The following is a 19,333-nucleotide window of genomic DNA, read 5'->3' as shown; positions in this document are numbered from 1 at the left end:
CTCAATTAAAACGACATCGTCACGCCAGCATAATAGGCGCGGCCTGGTTCGTTATAGGTTGAAGCGCCCGAGTTTTCGCGGTAAATGCGTTTATCAAACAGGTTGTTGATACCGGCATTGGCGCGCAGGTTTTTAGTGATGTCGTAATTGGCGTTCAAACCAAACACCGAATAGGGACTAATCTCCTGCGTCGTCATGCTGGACGCATCGATATTGGTCTCGACATTCTGACGCGGTTTCTGGCGCCCATACTGCGTCCAGTTGATGTTAGCGCTGAGATCCTGCGTCGCCTGCCACTCTAGCTGCGAGTTGATAGTGAATTCCGGGATCACTGACAGCGGATTGCCGGTTTTCTTGCTCTCGGAGCGGAACATATAGGTGGCGTTAGAGCGCCATTCCAGCGTGTCGGCAATTAAAGGAATGGTCAGATTACCTTCCAGTCCTTCAACAACCGCTTTGCCACCGTTTTCCCAGCGCAGCACGTTGTAAACCGGGCGGCTGCTGGAATAAACCGGCTCGGTGCCCGAGACAATTTTGTTCTTATAGTCATTGCGGAACCAGGTTATGCCCGCGACGTAGCCTTGGTCACTGAATTCCAGCCCAATCTCTTTGTTGACGCTGGTTTCCGCATCAAGATCCTGATTACCCAGCAGATAACATTGGCTGAGGCCAATCGGGCAACCGTTGCCACGCGTGGAGAGCAGATAACCCGGTGTAGATTGATAAAGGTTAGGGGCTTTAAACACGCGCGCAATACCGGCTTTCAACGTGAAGTAATCGCCCAGACCTTGCGAAACGTTGAGGCTTGGGCTCCAGTTCGCGCCAAATTGATCGTGATAATCAAAGCGCAGGCCCGGAATCACTTCGGTGCTATCGGTGGCGGCAATGTTGTCTTCGAAGAACAGCGAACTGAGGGTGGCGCTGTTTTTACTGCTGCGCTGCGACGGATCGCCTGAACTGTCCGGCAAATTCACCCCGATAGCGCTGGCCGAAAGCATCGATGCTGGGTCGTTCAGCTCATCGCGATTCCACTCCGCGCCCAGCGTCACGGTTTGATCAACCAGCAGCTGTAGCGGGAAGTTGATCTCTCCGCCCGCGCGGTAGCTTTCCAGGCGGCTGGTGGCATAAGTATCGCTATTGATCATGCCTTCGGTACGACCGGCAGTGCCTTCTTGCAGACGCGTATTGTTGGTTTTCTCGTAGTTAACATTGAACTTTGAGGTTCCCCAATCCCAGATACCGTTGTGCGCGATGCCGTAGCTTTGACGATACATGCGGTTTGTCTCATCGCCGTACAGCGATTCCACTAAACCGTCGGTGCTGGCGTTGCTGTTACTGTTTTGCGTATCACCGGCGTAAATGTTGCCCTGGCGGCTGTAGCCGTAAGAGAAGTCGATGATTTGCAACGGCGTGATTTTCCACGAAAGCACGGTGTTGATGTCTTTATTGCGCACGCCTTCACGGCCCGCGGCATAAGAACCATTTTCGGCGGTGTTGATATCAAACGCATCGGCATCGGTGCGGTTGATATTGCCGTAGAGACGCATCGTCAACGCATCACCGGCCAGCGGGCCGCTGAGATTGAAGTTAGCGCGTCGGGTATCGCCTTCTTTGTCATTTTCGGGCTGGCTGGTATACAGCGATAGCGAGCCATGCCAATCGTTAGTAGGGCGCTTGGTAATGATATTCACCACGCCGCCCGCCGCGCCAGAACCGTAGCGTGCCGCAGCCGGGCCACGAATCACTTCAATACGCTCAACCATTTCAGCCGGCACCCAATTGGTATCGCCGCGAGAATCACGTTCGCCGCGCCAGCTGTAGCGCACCGCGTTACGCGAGGAAACCGGCACGCCATCGATCATCACTAAAGTATTTTCCGGGCCCATGCCGCGGATATCGATTTGACGGTTGTTACCGCGGCTGCCGCTGGCACCGTTACCGGTGAGGTTAACGCCGGGCATTTTGCGGATGATGTCGGAGAGATCGTTAACAGGGGGATTTTTCTTGATGTCTTCAGCCGTAATCGTGGATACGCCCGGTTGCTGTTTGAGCTCCTGCTCGGCGGTAACAATCATCGACTCATCGTCAGCCAGCTTTTCGGTTGTTTCAACGGCAAAGGCAGGCGACGTTAGCATTCCCGCTAAAACAAGCGCAATCGGACGCTTTTTGCCACGCATGGTTACATTCACTTAATTTTTCTCCCTGTTAGGTTAACAATTGTAAGTAAATGCGCATGATAATGATAACGTTTCTCATTGTATATCTGGCATGACAAACCTTTACACACCGAGGCGACGTTAATTGAAGCGGGGTAGTCCTAATCGGTTAGATGAATCTGTTATGACTAAGAAGCGTTTATTCATTGCGAGCAGCAAAAGCAGGTTATTGATTCGCTAGTAAAATCTGAAATCCGCGCGCTTTTCTTTACGCACACCTGCGCGGAAATGCCTGATTTAAGGCGTTGGTCTCTCTATTCCCATTTTTCGGGAATAGATATGTATTTTTTGCATTTGTGATCGCTGTATATCTTCACAGAGAATGACGCAGGGACGTAATGAGGATGAAAATGCCAACCACTGTACGCCGTGATGCGCGGTGAGTCTGGAGAAAAAAACATCGCTACCTCAACGCCTTTTCCCGATGGGGAAACATTTTATAAATCAGGAGAAAGGTTCCAGTGAAACTCGCCAAAGGCATCACTTTTATTGCGCTCGCTCTGAGTGCCCACACCGCGTTTGCCGCCGATGAATCCGTGCCAACTGACAGCTCAATCCATGTGCAGGCCGATCCTGCGCTGAAAAGCCTGCTGCCTGCGGATGTGGTAAAGCGTGGCTACATTGTCGCCGGAACCAACCCCAACACGCCGCCAACCACCTTCTATAAAGAAGACAACAAAACGCTGGCGGGTCGTGAAATCGATATCATGAATGCCGTAGGTGAGCGTCTGGGAATCCAGGTTCAATGGCGCGATACCGGCGGTTTCGACAACATTATTCCAGGCCTGAAAACCGGTCGTTATGATGTGGCGCTTTCCAACATCAACGCCACGCCGACGCGTGCCAAAATCATCGACTTCGTCGGTTACTACGATGCCAGCCGCCTTGGCATTATCTCGCGTAAAGATGCCAATATTGCGCCATTCAAAGATCTTGCGGATGTCTGCGGTAAAGAAGTGGGGGCCGGTTCTGGCACCACGCAGGTCACGCGCCTTGAAGACGCCAGCAAAGCCTGTGAAGCCGCAGGTAAAAAACCGATCAAAGTGTCGGTGTTCCCGGATCGTCCTGCTGGCGTGCAGGCGGTGGTAAGCGGTCGCGTGCCCATGTTCCTCGGCCCGTACGAAGGCCTGCTGTGGCAGGTTAAAGTGATCAAACCGTTAACCATGAGCGGCGAAATCACCGTTCACGACGCGCCAGTTTCTGTCGCTTTCCCGAAAGACTCTGCGCTGGAGCCAGCCGTACAGGCCGCGCTCAACTCATTGATCAAAGACGGCAGCTACAACAAGATCCTCGATACCTGGGGCATCGGCTTTGGCGCTGTTAAACAAGCCAAACGCAATCAGGAAATCTTTCAATGAGTGATATTCACGACCACACCGGCGATTTGAAAATCGTCGGCAAACGTTATTACGGACGCTGGCTGAGTGCGCTGGTGGTGCTGTTGTGCGTGGTGGCGATGGCGAACTCGATGATTAACAACCCACGCTTCGAATGGAGCGTGATTGCGGAGAACTTTACCGGCGAATCGATCCTGCAAGGCGTAGTAATGACGCTGCAGCTCACCGCGATCTCTGTGGTGCTGGGTTTTGCCTTCGGTACGGTGCTGGCGCTGATGCGCCTCTCCTCCAATCCGGTGCTGGTGGGCGTAAGCTGGTTTTATACCTGGTTCTTCCGCGGTGTGCCGATGCTGGTACAGCTGTTCCTGTGGTACAACATCGCGGCGCTCTATCCAACCATCGCCCTGTCTATCCCGGGTCTCGGCGAACTCTGGAGCACGCAATCTAACGCGCTGGTGAGCCCATTCAGTGCGGCGGTGATCGCGCTGGTGATGCACCAATCTGCTTATGCTGCTGAAATTGTGCGTGCCGGTATCCAAAGCGTCGGCAACGGCCAGCTGGAAGCCGCGCGTGCGCTTGGCTATCGTCCATCGCAGATTTTCCGTCACACCGTGCTGCCGCAGGCGATGCGCGCCATCATGCCGCCCGCCGGAAACGAAATCATTGGTCAGTTGAAAACCACGGCGGTGGTCTCAGTGATCTCGCTGCAGGACGTGCTGTTCTCGGCGCAGATTATTTACCAGCGTACCTATGAAGTGATTCCGCTGCTGCTGGTGGCAACCTTGTGGTATCTGCTGATGACCTCGGTGCTGTCAGTGGGTCAGTTCTATGTGGAACGCTATTTTGGTCGTGGCGTCACACGCCGGGAAAAACGCAGCCTGTTTAAATCGCTGCCGGGCTTCTCAGCGGCGAAAGCAGAAAGGAGCGTCAGCAATGGGTGAAGCCATCGCATTACGTAAAGTCACCAAGCGCTTCTCTGGCGTCACTATTCTTGACGAAGTGAATCTGGATATTCCCGCCGGGTCAGTCACGGTAATCCTTGGGCCGTCCGGGTCGGGAAAATCGACGCTGTTGCGCTGCATTAATCATCTGGAAAAACTGGATGGCGGCACCATTCGCATTGGTGGCGAGATCATTGGCTACAAGCAAAAAGGCCAGGCGCTGCACGAGTTAAGCAGCGGTGAGGTTGCGCGTCAGCGTGCCGAAATCGGCATGGTGTTTCAGCAGTTCAACCTGTTCCCGCACCGTACCGTATTGCAAAATATCGTGGATGCACCGATGCGGGTGAAGAAGCAGAGCCGTCAGCAAGCGACCAGTAAAGCGCTGTCGCTGTTGAAGCAAGTGGGTTTGTCAGGCCGCGAAGAAGAGTGGCCGCAGAATCTCTCCGGTGGTCAGCAGCAGCGTGTGGCGATTGCCCGAGCGCTGGCAATGGATCCCGGCGTGATGCTGTTTGATGAACCCACTTCTGCGCTCGATCCTGAACTGGTTGGCGAAGTGCTGCAGGTGATTAAACAGCTGGCGCACTCCGGCATCACCATGGTGGTGGTCACGCATGAGATTGGTTTTGCCCGCGAGGTTGCCGACAACATCGTGTTTATGGAAAGCGGCAAAATCGTGGCGGCGGGGCCGACCCAGCAAGTCCTCGACGACCCGGAAAACGGGCGCGTAAGAAACTTTATTGCAACGGTGCTTTAATTTCCTCAGCCCTTGCAGCATGCACATACCGTAGCGGCGCGATTTATCGCGCTGTTTTTAATTTCATTCGTCGCTGCGGCATTGCGCAATAAATTGCGCCGCTACCCTATCTGCAGTGATTGGATTTCAATGAATGCCAGGAACAGTGATGACGCAAAAACCGGTAATGCACAGCGCCCATTGGGGCGCTTTTCATGCCCAGCAACAGGGCGATCGGCTCACCATTGAACCGTTCAAGGGCGATCCCGATCCGAGTCCGCTCCTGCAAAACTTCCGCACCGCATTAAACCATCCGGCGCGCGTTTCCCGTCCGATGGTGCGTCGTGGCTGGCTGGAGAATGGGCCTGGCCCAGACGATCGTCGCGGTAACGATGAGTACGTGGCGGTGAGCTGGGATGAAGCTTACGCATTAGTGACGCGTGAGCTGCAACGCGTCGGCGACAATTATGGTCCGGAAGGCATCTTCGGCGGCTCTTACGGATGGTCGAGCGCGGGACGTTTCCACCACGCGCAAAGTCAGGTGCATCGTTTTCTCAACACCACGCTCGGCGGCTACGTGCGTTCGGTCAATAGCTACAGTTCCGGCTCCGCTTCAGTGCTGTTGCCGCATATTGTCGGCGACATGAATGAAATTGCCCGTCGCGGCGTTAGCTGGGAAGAGATCGCCCAACACAGCGAAATCGTGCTGGCATTTGGCGGTTTGGCGCTGAAAAACTCGCAGGTCGCCAGCGGCGGTTTAAGCGAACACACCGAGCGCGGCTTTATGCAGCAGGCAGCGCAGCGCGGCACGCGCTTCATTTCGGTCAGTCCGTTGAAAAGCGATCTGCCTGAAGAAGCGCAGGGCGAATGGCTGGCGCTGCGACCGGGCACCGACGCGGCCTTTATTCTTGGCGTGTTATCAGTGTTGATCGCCGAGCAGTTGACTGATGAAGCCTTCCTCGCGCGCTATACCGTGGGTTGGCCAGAAATGGCGGCCTACATTCGTGGCGAAGAGGATGGCACACCGCGCGATGCAGTGTGGGCAGCAGCAATTTGCGGCGTAAGCGCCGAATTTATTAACGATTTTGCCCGCCAGCTGCACGGCAAGCGCGTGCTGGTGACGGTAGCACATGCCCTGCAGCGCGCCGAACACGGTGAACAGCCTGTGTGGCTAGGGTTGGTGCTGGCGGCAGCGCTTGGGCAACCGGGCTTGCCGGGCGGCGGTTATACCTATGCACTTGGCGCGCTCGGCCATTACGGCAAACATCACAATCTGGTGAGTTTCCCGGCGCTGCAACAGGGCAAAAACGGCATCGATCGCCTGATTCCGGTGGCGCGTATCGCCGATATGCTGCTCAATCCCGGCAAGCCATTTGATTACAATGGTCGCCGGTTAACCTATCCGCATATCCGTCTGGCATATTGGGCGGGCGGCAATCCGTTCCATCATCATCAGGATTTGGCGCGCCTGCGGCAGGCATTCTGCCAGCTGGATACGCTGATCGTGCATGAAATTGCCTGGACCGCCAGCGCGCGTCATGCGGATATCGTCTTGCCCGCCACCATGACGCTGGAACGTGAAGACATTGGCGGCGCGCCAACCGATCGTCACCTGTTTGCCATGCAGCCGGTGGCAGAACCGTTCGGCGAAGCCAAAGATGATTACGCGATTTTCACCGAGCTGGCGCGGCGTTTAGGCCGCGAAGAGGCGTTTACTGAAGGACGTGATACGCGCGGCTGGTTGCAACATCATTATGCCCAGCTGCAGCAAAAGCTGGCGGCGCATCAGGTTGAGATTCCTGAGTTTGATAAATTCTGGCAAGAAGGCGTGCTGGCGTTGCCGCAGCTGAAGGATGGCGGCCGTATGATTAACGCCTTCCGCGCCGATCCAGATACCTCGCCGTTGCCAACGCCAAGCGGCAAAATCGAAATCTTCTCCGCCACTATCGCCAGCTTTAACTACGAAAACTGCCCGGGTCATCCGGTATGGCGTGAACCGCAGCAGAAACCGAATCCCGATCATCCATTTTGGCTGATCGCCAATCAGCCAGCGACGCGTTTGCACAGCCAGCTCGATTTCGGGGATTACAGCCAGAGCGGCAAACGGGATGGGCGCGAAGTGTGCAGTTTGCATCCGGCTGATGCGGCGTCATTAGGCATTCACGATGGCGACATTATCGAACTCTACAACGCGCGCGGTCATGTGCTGGCCAGTGCGCGTCTGACCGAAACCATTATGCGTGGCGTGGTGCAGTTGCCGACCGGCGCCTGGTATGATCCGGTTGATCCCACCGCACTACGTCCGCTGTGCCGTCACGGCAATCCGAATGTGTTGACGCTGGATATCGGCACCTCATCACTTGCACAAGGCTGCAGCGGGCAAATCACGGTGGTGCAGGTGCGCAAATACCGTGGCGAACTGACGCCGGTGCAGGCATTTACGCCGCCACAGTGATCATGATGTCCGGCGGGACAACGTAAATCGGTCGCCATCAATGGCGACCGTACAGTCAGTTGGCGAAATTTTTGTCGGGTGCGCAGGGATGCGCACCGTTAATTACGCGGTGGTTTTCTGGTTATGCGTCAAATCCTTGACCGTTTCCGCTGCACGTTTCCCGGCAAGAAACGCGTGATCTGAGTTGTAATATTCCCACTCACTGTAACGTCCTGAAAGATGTATACCTTGCGTCGCCAGCCAGCTACGAATCAGCGCAACATTGGCGCTGCGCTGATGGTCGTACACCACGTAGGCATACGGCATATCCACTTCGCTGGCGGTAACGATCGCATCATCGGCATTAATAATGCCCACGCGAATACAATCCGCGATACAGCGTTCAATCAACGCGTCGCCTTCACAGGGCAGCGGTTGATCATCGCGATAGGTCATTTCGCAGGTCAGGCCAAAACCGCCTGCAGGATTACAGTGTGGACTGGCGTTACCTTGTAAAAAGATGCGGTGGAACAGCGTGTTACCAGGATAGTAAATCCAGTGCTTATCGCTGATGGCCGCGCGGCCAATGCCCAGATTGACGCAGCGTACCGAGATATGCCGCAACTGTTTTGCCGATTTTTGTACCGCTTCCGGCGCAAAGTTGCCCATCAATCGCACCAGTTCCGGCAGCGGCAAGGTGCTGATCATTTGGTCATAGTGGAATTGTCGGCCATCACTCAACAGTACGCGTCGTTGCAGCGGCTGAATCTCATTGACGCTCGCCTCCATCTCCAGCGAGCAAGCCAGATGTGGCAGGAATCCTTCCATCAACGCCTGAAAACCGCCGCGCAGCGGATAACCAAAGCGTGCATTGGGGCCGACAGGTTTATCCAGCGGTGCCAGTGCGCCAGAAATGATTTGCTCTAAATCTGGCAAGGGTACGCGTCCGCCGAGCCATGAGGTTTCCATATTTGCCAGCGGCGTTTTCCACAGTTTTTGGTTATAGGGCAGGGCAAAATGTCGGGCGATGCCTTTACCCCAGGTGCGGAAAATAAAGCTTTCGAAATCTTCACTCTCCGGCTGACAGGCCAGGCTTTCACCATCCGGGATGGCACCATCAGCGCAGCAGTCATGCCGCGCTTCTGTGGCGACGGCTTGCAGCACAGGAGCCGACTCATAGCGCGCTTCAATCGCACCCAACACGCATTCGCCAATCACCTCGGCAGGCAAACCATGCAGCGCCGACTGGAACGGATAGCGGGTGTAAACATCATGGCTGTAAACCCAGGCTTCACGCGTTTGCCAGTGCTGATTGTCGCCCAGCAGAATGTCGTACAGGCGCAACACGTAAGGATCGTTAGAAAACATGATGTGGCCGGCGTGATCGAAAGTGAATCCCTGATCCTCGACAGAACGGCACCAGCCGCCTACGCTGGCATTCTTCTCCAGCACCACTGCACCTGCACCGTAATGATATCCGGCACTCAATCCGGTGGGGCCGGCACCCAGGATCAGGCACTCAATGGTGTTATGCGCCAGCGCTGGCGGGGCGGCGGCGGCCACTTCGGCAGGGGAAGTCGGGTGTTTCATCAGCGCCACGATGTGCGCTTGCATCTCTTCAGCGGTGCGATCCCATGAAGTCTCGGCGACGCGTGCTGCCATGTTTTTCGCCAATTGATAACGGGTTTCTACCGGCATGTTGAGCGCCGCTTCGCAGGCCTGAATAAAATCCTGCTGTGAATCGGCGATGCTCACCACCTCGGCATAATGACGTGTTACATCGGCAATTGCCGTGCTAACGATCGGCAGCTGCGCCGCCATGTATTCCAGCACTTTGGTTGGGCTAATAAAGCGCGTAGATGAATTTAACGCGAAGGGCATCAGGCACACGTCCCAACCGGCGAGAAAATGCGGCAAGGCGGCGTAAGGCTGCTGACCAAACCAGTGCAGATTGCTGCGCTGCGGCAAGCTGGCGACGTCAATTTTCACTACCGGACCGACCATCACAATCTGCCAGTCAGGATGTGCATCTGCCAGCGCGGCAATCAGCGTTAAATCGAGGCGCTCATCAATCACACCGTAATAGCCCAGGCGCGGTTTCGGCATGTTTTCCTGCAGCGGATGGCTGTTAGTCCGGTCCAGCGCCTGCTCAAAATGCGCGGCATCTACGCTGCTTGGGCAGCAGTAAACCTGCGGATGGCGATGTTTTTTCGCTTCATACAGGCTGGTGCCGCCGGTGAACACAATGTCTGCGCGGCTTAACAGCGCGGATTCACGTTGTTGTAACTGACGTGGAGCCTGGTTGAAGGCAGAGAGCTCATCCATGCAGTCATAAATAATGGCACTTGGGGTGAAACAGGCCAGTAGCGGCAGCGCCATCGGTGTGTAAAACCACACCAGCGGCGTTTCATCGTCATCAAGCAGTTCGGCCAGCAGCGGTTGCAGCACGGCGATTTGGCTGTCATGGAAACCGGGTGCAGCCACATCGGTATGCGGCTCGATCACCGTCACATTGGGTGCTGGTTGATATTGGCGTAACGCCGCTTCACCGGGCTGATAAATCGGCTCTTCAATAAACACGATGCGGTGGAACTGTGCGAGGCGCGACAACAAATGCTGCGGACGTTGAAAAACAAATCCCCAACGTAGATGACTGAATACCACTAATACGGATTGTTTCATGACGCTTTCCTCTGGCCGGTTGGCCACGGTGATAAGACCCTGGAAACGGGCTAATACGCGTTGTGATTGCAGTAATGACGCGGCATAAACCGGGTTCAGCTGGCGCTTTTTGTGGGGATCTACATCCCACAAGCCGCTGCGTGGCCAGTGCTGGAGATCCTCCCAAAGTGGGCGATCGATAATCGGATAAAGGCATATGCCGCGAATATCACAGCCGCTAAGCTGTGCCTGCGCGACATCGGCAGTGACCTGAGCAATCCAGGCGGCGCGTCCGCTGCCGACATGGCTGGTTTCAGCCAGCAAAATCGGCCGCTGATAGCGCTGGGTTAACTGCGTCAGCAACGGATGCAGCGGCACGCGGCGCTTATCTCCGAGATGCCAGTCCAACAGACCACCAGACCAGGCAAACCACTGGTTACTGTGGTAATAATTGGCACCCACCACGTCGAGATAGTGTGGTTTACCGCCGAGTTCCGGCTCGCGCAGACCGGCAATCATGTCCCACGCCTGATATTGTGACGCGTTGATCTCGCGGGTGCGCTGCCGACACGCCTCGCTGTCTTCATCCGGCACCACATGAATAATCGGGTCACAATGCAGAAAGCGTGCGCGCGGATCGACACAGCGAATCGCGGCGCAGCCCGCCAGCGTGGCGCGAATGAGCTGGCGTTTAATTTCGTCGGGATCGTTATGCGCATTATTGCCAAACAGGCCGACAGATATTCCCCATGCCATAAACGAGATTTCATTCATCGGCGAATATATGGGTGCGTCTTCATAATATTCAGCGAGAAATAGCGCCATGCGCTGACAAAATGCGGCGAAGCGCGGCACAAATTCGCTGGAAAATAAGGTTAAGTCGTCCGGCCAGCCGTAATGGCAAAAGGTCCAGTTAATTTGCACACCAAATGAGCGCGCGGCATTCATGCGCTTTTTTAAACTTTCGAGCGTGGCTTGCGGTTCCATTTCCGCCAGTCGCCAGCCAATACTTTCGCGGGCCGATGTAATTCCGAACTGCTGCAGCGCGGCATAATCGGTATGGTATTGTGATAAATGGTCGGTCAACGCATTCATTGAAAGCCGTTCCCCGCAGGGATTGATATGATCTGCTCCCTCATAACCGGCTTGCCAAAAGCTGGAAAATGGCGGCATGGTGTTCCCCCGGAATAGAATTCAGGAAATAAAAAGTGAGAGAATTTAATTTATTAATTAAGTGGTACGCATAAATATTTATCTGCGCACATCTCGTGGCGGCGCAATTTATTGCGCGATACATCTCGCTGCTACGATATGTGCGGTCATTTACCGATCGTTAGACTGCGTATCTAAACGACACATTTTTTGGAAAAACCAATTAAAATTATAACCACGCTTTGGCTTAACGCAAATGACTGAGCTGAAAAGAAAATAAGCACAGCGTGAGTTCTGGTTAAATAAGTGAAGCGGCAGGTGAGTCTTTAAGTGATATAGTTAAATTAATTCTTACGCTTAACTCACATAATGGAGAGAAGGGTGCTTTTAAATTTATTTTATTACTACAATTTAATTAACCCATTTCGGGTTTACGGAGGTACCTATGTCAGAGCGTCCAGATGATGATGTAATTCCCCTGCCAGGTGATGATGAACCATTACCCGACGAAGATGATGATTTACCCCGCGATACTGAATTCCCAGAAGATCAGCAACCTAAAATCTGAAAATGGCGTGAGCCGCCAGTGGCGGCTCACTATTTAGATAGCACTCTGCTGTAATTGCCCCATAATACCTCTCCTGAATTCATTTATTTTTTTAGCACTTGAGGGAGAGATACGATGGTCAACGACTATTTCACACAGCCAGCGATTGGCGTCACAGTTGAGCAGCATAAGCGTACCGTTGCGGTTGCTGCAGCGTTAGCGGTGGCAAAAGAGTCAGTGAGCGCCTCAACCTCTGCCAGCGGATCAAAGGCATCGTGGGATTTGCAGGCGGTTGCCAATGAGATCGCAAATCTGGCCGATGCCATTCAGGATGCGCTTGAGCCCGTCGAAACGCTTTAATGTAGCAGCTGAGTTAATGCCATCAAATGTGTGGTATTAACCAGTTCGCTACTGGTGAGCAGCTGGTGCTGGCGTTGCGGAGATTCCTGCTGCAACGCCGCACGCAGTTTGCCTGCGACATCGACCGCATCGGCCAGCGATTGCTGACGTGTGCGGCGATGCTGCAACTGTGAGCCATCTCGCAGCGTGATCGTTACCAGATGAAAACGCAGCGCTGGATTAATCGCATCCGGCGGCGCAGTACTATCCGGGGCGCGACATACTTTGGCCGCCAGCGGCATCACTTCTTGATTTAACTCGCCCTCCGCAAAATCCTGCAAGCGTAAATCGCCGTAAATCAGCATCGCGGCAATCACGTATTCCAGACTGAAACGTGCTTCAATGCCATTAGTCGGCACGCGCACCGAGGCGGCTATATCGCCGCCGGGCGGAAACGCCACGCTAATATCGCGAATACTTTCCAGCAACGACGCCAGGGATTTACCGCTCGCCAGCCATTCATTGCGCAAAATGCGCGTGGCTTCCGCGGCGCTGTGCGTACCGGCGCAGGTGGGGAACGGTTTGAACTCAAGACCTGGCGAGACAATGCGCCACGGTTGCCCCCAGTTCTCAACCAGCTTTTCTGGCTGCGCCTGGCCGTTGCTGGTGGCAGAGATGAACGCATCAATCACGCCATCCTGTTTACCCTCAAAACCTGCCAACGTTAGCTGTGCCGCGGTTACCGCACGTTCTGCGGCAAAGCCAGCGTGCAACGGCTTCACTGCCGAACCAAACTGCGCACGCAAACCGCTGGCCTGGGTAGTGGCAATGCCGAGCAGCGTCGCGGTGGCGGTCACATCCAAAGCCAGCAAACGCGCCAGCGCGGCGGCGGCGGCAACTGTGCCAAGCGTCGCGGTGTTGTGATTGCCTAATGCGTAATGCTGCTGGCTAACGGCGAGGCCTAAACGTCCGGCGACTTCCACGCCAATCGCATAGGCATCAAGGAAATGGTCCCGCTCAGAAGGCTGCTGTTGCTGCCAGGCAAACAGCGCGGGCAAGATCACCACGCTGGGGTGACCGCGAAAATCCGCATGAAAATCATCGTAATCCAGCGCGTGACTGGCATAACCCAGCAGCAACGCATTGGATCGCGCACTGCCGTCGCCGTACACGCTGCGCAGCGCCGGTAAACCGCTGTCCGGCACCTGGCCTTGCAGCACCGGCCAGCTGACGGCGAGAAAATCACGCACGCCTGTGCGCGCCGCGTCGCGTGCGGCGGCATCCGGTTTGCTGTGAACAATGCGCTCAGCCAGCGCGGCAGTCAGGTTCATCAGCTCACGCTCTTCAAGGCCGCGACCGCCAAATTAGCGAGGTAGCGCGACGTGGGCAGCAGCACATCATCATTGATGCGGAAGGCCGGATGGTGCAGCGCATAGGGCTCGCCCGTGCCGATCATCATGAACGCACCCGGCAGCTGTTGCTGATAGAACGCGAAGTCCTCGCCAATCGGGCTGGCTTCGACCACGCGCGCCTCAAAGCCGCTTGCGCTGGCCTGCTGCAAGGCAAAATCCGCCCAATGCGCATCATTCACCACGGAGGGCGGACCTGCATGCCAGTTGAATTTCACCTCGGCGGCAAAGGCTGCGCCGATGCCTTGCACGATTTCACGGAAGCGCTGCTCAAGACGTTCGCGCGTCTCCTGTGAAAACGAGCGCACCGTGCCTTCCAGCCAGGCGCTGTCTGGAATGACGTTCCACGTACTGCCGCTGTGAATCTGCGTAATCGATACCACTGCGTTGTCGCCGGAGGGCGCATTGCGGCTGATTAACGTTTGCGCTGCCGAGACAATTTGCGCGGCGATCACAATCGGATCGTTGCCCTGATGTGGCTTAGCGGCGTGGCTACCCATACCGGTGATGCTGATATCAAAGCGATCGACCGCCGCAGTTAGCGGACCGGCTTTACTGCCAATCACGCCCGGCGGCAGTGACGGATCGTTATGGATACCGAAGATCGCCACCGCGTCATTCAGCGCGCCAGTGGCGATCACGTCGGGCGCGCCCTGGCCGGTCTCTTCAGCGGCCTGAAACAGAATGCGCACGCGGCCTGGCAGTGTCTCTTCTTGCTGTTTCAACAGAATCGCCGCGCCCAGCGCCGCTGAACTGTGGAAATCGTGGCCGCAGGCGTGCATCACGCCAGGACGTTCAGAGCGGAACGTAACGTCTGACTGCTCTTCAATCGGCAGCGCGTCGATATCAGAGCGTAACACCATCAGCGGACCTGTTTCCGGTCCGATTTCAGCGACTAAGCCCGTTTTGAGCGGCAGATCCAGCACGCGAATGTGGTGTTGCTCTAACTGCTGGCGAATACGTGCGGTGGTTTCAAACTCTTCATTGGAGAGCTCGGGAAAACGGTGCAGTTCGTGGCGGAAAGCGATCAGCTGTTCGCCTAAGGTGTCGAGTGATTGACTCATGCGTTTACTCCTTGTTGCGCCGCCTGGCGTGATAACCACGCATCATGGGCGGCTGCATCCAGTACTTTCTTCATATATTGGGTAATGTGGCCTTTGCCGAGATCGGTGGTGTGCATCAATTGGAAACCGCGCTTCTGGTACATGTCAATCAGCCACGGATGGCTGGTGGCGGTGCCAAGCGAAACGGCGGGGGCGCGTAATTTGCCCCAGAGAATGTCTTCTTCGAGGCGATCCTGCACCTGGCGGCCATACTGCTTGCCGGGATAGTCGGGATGCGCACCGAACCAGCCGATATGTGGCAAGCCAAAGGGGCCGGGCAGCGGTCCCCACGGATAGCGCACGGTAACGGACGAGACCATCACCTCATCTGCATAAAGGGCATAAACACCGTGGCTTTGCAGGTGGCGCAGGGTTTTCGCGCGATCGGCGGTGGCGGCATCAAACTTAATGCCCAGTGCCAGCGTGGGCGCATACGCGGCATGCATGAGCGCCTGATAGGTTTCCACCTCGTCTTCTCTAACCTGACGAAATTCAAGTGACATAGACATCCCCGGAAAACCGCCAATAGGCGGCGAATAAAAAAATATGCACAATCCGTAGCGGCGCGATTTATCGCGCAATAAATTGCGCCGCTGCGGATTGAGCTTGCAGTCATAAAGATCAGATTACCAGCAAAGCCTTACCGCGCTATATGTGAAAAATAACTAAGCTAATGCGAATTTGTGAAAATGAAATCGCCGGTTTTGCATTGCTTAAATCGTTATTTACCGTAGTATGCAGAAAATACATAGCGCTATAACTATTCTGTATTAACCCTCTGAATTATCTTAATTTTAATCCGTTATAGCCTTATTCTTAATCAGGGTGACGCCGTGTTAGCGATCAAATCTCCGCGTGCATACGCACATGAATCCGGTTTGCGTGCGCGCGCCGGTGAATTTATCAAACCTTACGCTTCGCATATTCGCATCTTTACTTCTCCTCGTGCCTGGCAGGCCGTTAATCCGGAATTAACGCAGAGCCTGGAGGCCAACGGTATTCGCTGGGAACTTGAATATTTATCGGGCGAATGTACCGACGGCGCCATCGAAAGCCTGAAGCACAATGTGGTGCAACAAGGTGCTGAACTGCTGTTTGCGGTGGGCGGCGGACGTGTATTGGATGCGGCGAAAGCGGTCGGCAGCCAGCTGCCCGATCTCAAAGTGATTAACTTCGCGACGGTGGCCGCCACCTGCGCGGCCTGGTCGCCCATCGCCATCATTTACAATGAACAGGGTGGCCATGTGCGCAGCCAGCCGCTGGGCAAAATGCCGGATTTGGTGCTGGTTGATAGCGAAATTATTGCACGCAGCGATGTGCGTTATTTAAAAGCCGGCATCGTTGATGCGCTGGCAAAATACTACGAGTTCTACCCTTATCAACGTAATAATCCCAACGATCTGGCGCTGGATCTCAAAGTGATGACCGCCAAACGCGCGTTGGATCTCTATCGCGAGCTGGGTGCAGCGGCTGTTGCCGCTAACCAACAGCAGCAGGTAACGCCGGAGCTGGTGAAAATCATCGATGCCAATATCGTGTTAGCCGGTTTGGCCAACAGCGTACGCGATGTGTTGCCGACGCCGGGCTTTGCCCATGCCATCCACAATCGTCTCACCCATCTGCCGGAACTGCACGAATGGCTGCACGGCGAGAAGGTGGGTTACAGCCTGCTGGTGCAATCGTTGATTGAACATAACGGCGTGCCGGATGCCGATCTGCTGGCGCTCCTGCGTGAGTACGATATGCCTTTAACGCTAGCACCCTTAACCGGCAACCGCGCCGTGGCGATCCGCACTATCGCGGAACACATCAAATTCCCGGCGGCCAGCGCTGAACGTCTGCCCTTCCGCATCTCAGCCGATGCGCTGGAACAAGCGCTACTGGCGACCGAGAACACGTTTTAAAACGCACCACTTTTTATTGACCAGGACAAATTAATGGCTAACTCACAACAACAACGCCGCATCCGCTTAGGCCTTTTCGTACAACCGGTAGGACAACACGTTAGCGGCTGGCGTCTGACGGAAAAACTCGGCGATCCTACCGACATTGACTGGCTGATCACCATCGCCAAAAAAGCGGAAGCCGGTAAATTCGATCTGTTCTTCGTCGGCGATGCGCTGGCCACCAGCATGTATCGTCTGCCATCGACTATGGCGCGTCTCGAGCCGCTAACCATGCTGTCGGCGCTGGCGGTGAACACCACACGCATTGGCCTGGCAGCCACGGCATCCACTACCTTTAGCGATCCGTTCACGATGGCGCGCAGCTTCTCCTCGCTGGATCATATCAGCCGTGGTCGCGCCGCATGGAACGTGGTGACATCGTTTTCTGCCGATGTGGCACGCAACTTTAGCCGCAACGATATGCCGAATCACGCCGAGCGTTATGCGCGTGCGCGCGAGTTCCTCGAAGTGGCGGAAAAACTGTGGGCCGGCTGGGAAGAGGGCGCAGTGCAGCCAAACAAAGAAACCGGCGCGTACTTTGTTGATGACAAAATTCAGCCGATTAACCACGAAGGCGAACATTTCCAGGTGCAAGGCCCGCTTAACATCACCCGTTCGCCGCAAGGTCGTCCGGTGATTATCGAAGCGGGTTCATCCGCCGATGGCCAGAAACTGGCGGCGGAAACTGCGGAAGTGATCTTTACCGCCGCCGCCAGCCTCGAAGAAGCGCAAACCTTCTATCGTTCGCAGAAAGATCAGGTGGTTGCCGCCGGTCGTAATCCGGATCACGTGGTCATTATGCCGGGTGTGATGCCGATTGTTGGCCGCACGCGTGAAGAAGCCAAAGCACTGTGGAAAGAGCTCAACACGCTGGTGGATATCGAAAACGGTCTGCGCCAGCTGTCGCTGCGTTTCAGCATGGATCTCAGCCAGTTCCCGCTGGATGGTCCGGTGCCAGAAGTACCGCTGGGTGAAGGTAACCAGAGTCGCGTCAAACTGATGACCGACATGGCGAAGCGTGAAAATCTGACGCTGCGTGAGCTGGCGGCAGTGGCTGCTGGTTCACGTGGACACCGCGTGATTGTCGGCACCGCCGAAGATATTGCCGACGATTTCGAGCTGTGGATGAAAGAGGGCGGCGCGGATGGTTTCAATATCATGCCAGCAATCATGTCTGAGCAGCTGGATCTGTTTGTTGAGCTGGTGATCCCTGAACTGCGCCGTCGCGGCCTGTTCCGTGACGACTACGAGTTCGCCACGCTGCGTGAAAACCTTGGCTTACCGGTGGCTTAACTTATTCAGGAGTTCAACATGGTCACCTTATCAAAGCGTGTGCAGTCCGTGTCGCTCTCTGCCAATGCTGCGGCGCGTCAACTAACGCGCCAGCTAAAAGAGCAGGGCGTCGATATTCTCGATCTCACCACCGGTGAGCCAGATTTTGATACGCCCGCGCATGTTCGTCAGGCGGCGGTGGCAGCAATGGAAGCCGGTGAAACGCGTTACACGCCAACCAACGGCACCACGCCGCTGCGCAAGGCGGTGCTGGCCAAGCTGAAAAATGAAAATCAGCTCGATTATGAACTGGCGCAGATCTGCATCGCTAACGGTGCCAAGCAGATCATCTTCAATGCCTTTGCCGCCACGCTGAATGAAGGCGATGAGGTGATAGTGCCGGTACCGTATTGGCCGACTTTTCCCGATAGCGTGCGTTTTAATGGCGGTAAAGCGGTATTGCTTGAATGCCCGCTGGAGCAGGAATATAAGTTGCAGCCGCAGCAGCTGGCGCAGGCGATCACGGCGAAAACTCGCTGGCTGGTGTTGAACAATCCCGGCAACCCTTCTGGCATGGTGTACCGCGCCGATGAACTGACCGCGCTGGCGGCGGTGCTGCGCGATCATCCCAATGTGCTGATCATGCTGGATGAGCTCTACGAGCATATTCTGTTTGATGGCCGTGAACACGTCAGCCTGTTGCACGTCGCGCCGGATTTAGCCGATCGAATTCTGCTGGTGGGCGGCGTGTCGAAAACCTACGCCATGACCGGCTGGCGCATCGGCTTCGGTGCCGGGCCCAAAGCTTTGATTGATGCGATGGTGGTGGTGCAGTCGCAAAACAGTTCCGGTGCCAGCGCTATCAGCCAGGCCGCGGCGGTGGCGGCGTATAATGGTGGACTCGACTTCCTGCCGCCGCAACGCACGGCTTATCAGGATCGCCGTGATGCGATTATGGCGCTGTTAATGCCGGTGCACGATATTGAAGTGTTGAATCCTGACGGCGCGTTCTTTATTTTCTGCCGCTGCGCAGGTTTACTGGGCAAAACGCGTCCCGATGGTCAGAAGATCGAAAACGAGCAAGATGTGATGAATTATCTGCTGGAGAGCGGTGTATCTGGTGTGGCGGGTAGCGCGTACGGTTTATCGCCTTATTTCCGCTTGTCGATTGCCACCGATATTGAAACGGTGCGTGAGGCGGGCCGCAGAATTGCGCAGGCCTGTGCAGCGCTGAAATAATCCT

General features: G+C 55.5%; 14 protein-coding genes. 9 read left to right on the top strand and 5 right to left on the bottom strand.

The window, feature by feature from the left end:
• Positions 1-5 precede the first annotated feature (5 nt).
• Positions 6-2,177, bottom strand: coding sequence for a TonB-dependent siderophore receptor (locus ACRQ84_RS21285; protein WP_483818519.1), 2,172 nt, complete (start codon positions 2,175-2,177; stop codon positions 6-8).
• 500 nt (positions 2,178-2,677) lie between these two features.
• Here ACRQ84_RS21285 and ACRQ84_RS21280 point away from each other — a divergent pair, with 500 nt between their 5' ends.
• From ACRQ84_RS21280 to ACRQ84_RS21265, 4 genes are all read left to right on the top strand, one after another.
• Positions 2,678-3,574, top strand: a complete 897-nt coding sequence (locus ACRQ84_RS21280) for an ABC transporter substrate-binding protein (protein ID WP_483818005.1) — start codon at positions 2,678-2,680, stop codon at positions 3,572-3,574.
• Complete coding sequence (locus ACRQ84_RS21275) at positions 3,571-4,494, top strand: amino acid ABC transporter permease (RefSeq protein ID WP_483818004.1); 924 nt, start codon at positions 3,571-3,573, stop codon at positions 4,492-4,494. The genes ACRQ84_RS21280 and ACRQ84_RS21275 overlap by 4 nt, the downstream gene beginning before the upstream one ends.
• Complete coding sequence (locus tag ACRQ84_RS21270; RefSeq protein ID WP_061719602.1) at positions 4,487-5,248, top strand: amino acid ABC transporter ATP-binding protein; 762 nt, start codon at positions 4,487-4,489, stop codon at positions 5,246-5,248. The genes ACRQ84_RS21275 and ACRQ84_RS21270 overlap by 8 nt, the downstream gene beginning before the upstream one ends.
• A 148-nt stretch (positions 5,249-5,396) precedes the next feature.
• Positions 5,397-7,682: a molybdopterin-dependent oxidoreductase gene (locus ACRQ84_RS21265; protein ID WP_483818003.1), complete on the top strand. Its 2,286-nt coding sequence runs from the start codon at positions 5,397-5,399 to the stop codon at positions 7,680-7,682.
• A 102-nt stretch (positions 7,683-7,784) separates the two neighbouring features.
• On the opposite strand, the gene ACRQ84_RS21260 is transcribed toward ACRQ84_RS21265, so the two are convergent.
• Positions 7,785-11,495: an NAD(P)-binding protein gene (locus ACRQ84_RS21260; RefSeq protein ID WP_483818002.1), complete on the bottom strand. Its 3,711-nt coding sequence runs from the start codon at positions 11,493-11,495 to the stop codon at positions 7,785-7,787.
• A gap of 424 nt (positions 11,496-11,919) precedes the next feature.
• Between ACRQ84_RS21260 and ACRQ84_RS21255 the strand changes: the two genes are divergently transcribed.
• Both ACRQ84_RS21255 and ACRQ84_RS21250 read left to right on the top strand, forming a co-directional pair.
• A complete protein-coding gene (locus ACRQ84_RS21255; RefSeq protein ID WP_255438391.1) occupies positions 11,920-12,042 on the top strand; it encodes a hypothetical protein in 123 nt (40 codons plus the stop codon).
• 114 nt (positions 12,043-12,156) lie between these two features.
• Positions 12,157-12,381, top strand: coding sequence for a hypothetical protein (locus ACRQ84_RS21250; protein WP_008103158.1), 225 nt, complete (start codon positions 12,157-12,159; stop codon positions 12,379-12,381).
• On the opposite strand, the gene ACRQ84_RS21245 is transcribed toward ACRQ84_RS21250, so the two are convergent.
• Genes ACRQ84_RS21245 through ACRQ84_RS21235 form a run of 3 tightly spaced genes read right to left on the bottom strand, consistent with a single transcriptional unit; the run spans position 12,378 to position 15,375 of the window.
• The gene (locus tag ACRQ84_RS21245; RefSeq protein ID WP_483818001.1) at positions 12,378-13,691 is read right to left on the bottom strand and encodes an MmgE/PrpD family protein; all 1,314 of its coding nucleotides are present in this window, start codon (positions 13,689-13,691) and stop codon (positions 12,378-12,380) included. The two genes, ACRQ84_RS21250 and ACRQ84_RS21245, sit on opposite strands and share 4 nt — an antisense overlap.
• Complete coding sequence (locus tag ACRQ84_RS21240; RefSeq protein ID WP_064740179.1) at positions 13,691-14,833, bottom strand: amidohydrolase; 1,143 nt, start codon at positions 14,831-14,833, stop codon at positions 13,691-13,693. The genes ACRQ84_RS21245 and ACRQ84_RS21240 overlap by 1 nt, the downstream gene beginning before the upstream one ends.
• The gene (locus tag ACRQ84_RS21235) at positions 14,830-15,375 is read right to left on the bottom strand and encodes a GNAT family N-acetyltransferase (RefSeq protein WP_064740178.1); all 546 of its coding nucleotides are present in this window, start codon (positions 15,373-15,375) and stop codon (positions 14,830-14,832) included. The genes ACRQ84_RS21240 and ACRQ84_RS21235 overlap by 4 nt, the downstream gene beginning before the upstream one ends.
• A gap of 330 nt (positions 15,376-15,705) precedes the next feature.
• Between ACRQ84_RS21235 and ACRQ84_RS21230 the strand changes: the two genes are divergently transcribed.
• The 3 genes from ACRQ84_RS21230 to ACRQ84_RS21220 are packed head-to-tail and all read left to right on the top strand — an operon-like array spanning position 15,706 to position 19,329.
• Positions 15,706-16,776 (top strand): iron-containing alcohol dehydrogenase family protein, encoded by a 1,071-nt coding sequence (locus ACRQ84_RS21230; protein ID WP_483818000.1) that lies wholly within the window; start codon positions 15,706-15,708, stop codon positions 16,774-16,776.
• Between the two features lie 33 nt (positions 16,777-16,809).
• Positions 16,810-18,111, top strand: coding sequence for an LLM class flavin-dependent oxidoreductase (locus tag ACRQ84_RS21225; RefSeq protein ID WP_064740176.1), 1,302 nt, complete (start codon positions 16,810-16,812; stop codon positions 18,109-18,111).
• A gap of 18 nt (positions 18,112-18,129) precedes the next feature.
• Entirely contained in the window at positions 18,130-19,329 is a 1,200-nt protein-coding gene (locus tag ACRQ84_RS21220) for an aminotransferase class I/II-fold pyridoxal phosphate-dependent enzyme (protein WP_483817999.1), read from the top strand.
• Positions 19,330-19,333: the final 4 nt, after the last annotated feature.

Source organism: Pantoea sp. E2023-21, from assembly GCF_051302795.1.
In the GTDB taxonomy this organism is placed as follows: Bacteria; Pseudomonadota; Gammaproteobacteria; order Enterobacterales; family Enterobacteriaceae; genus Pantoea; species Pantoea ludwigii_A.
The sequence above is the reverse complement of the archived record's forward strand: the minus strand, read 5'-3'. Positions and strand labels throughout refer to the sequence as shown.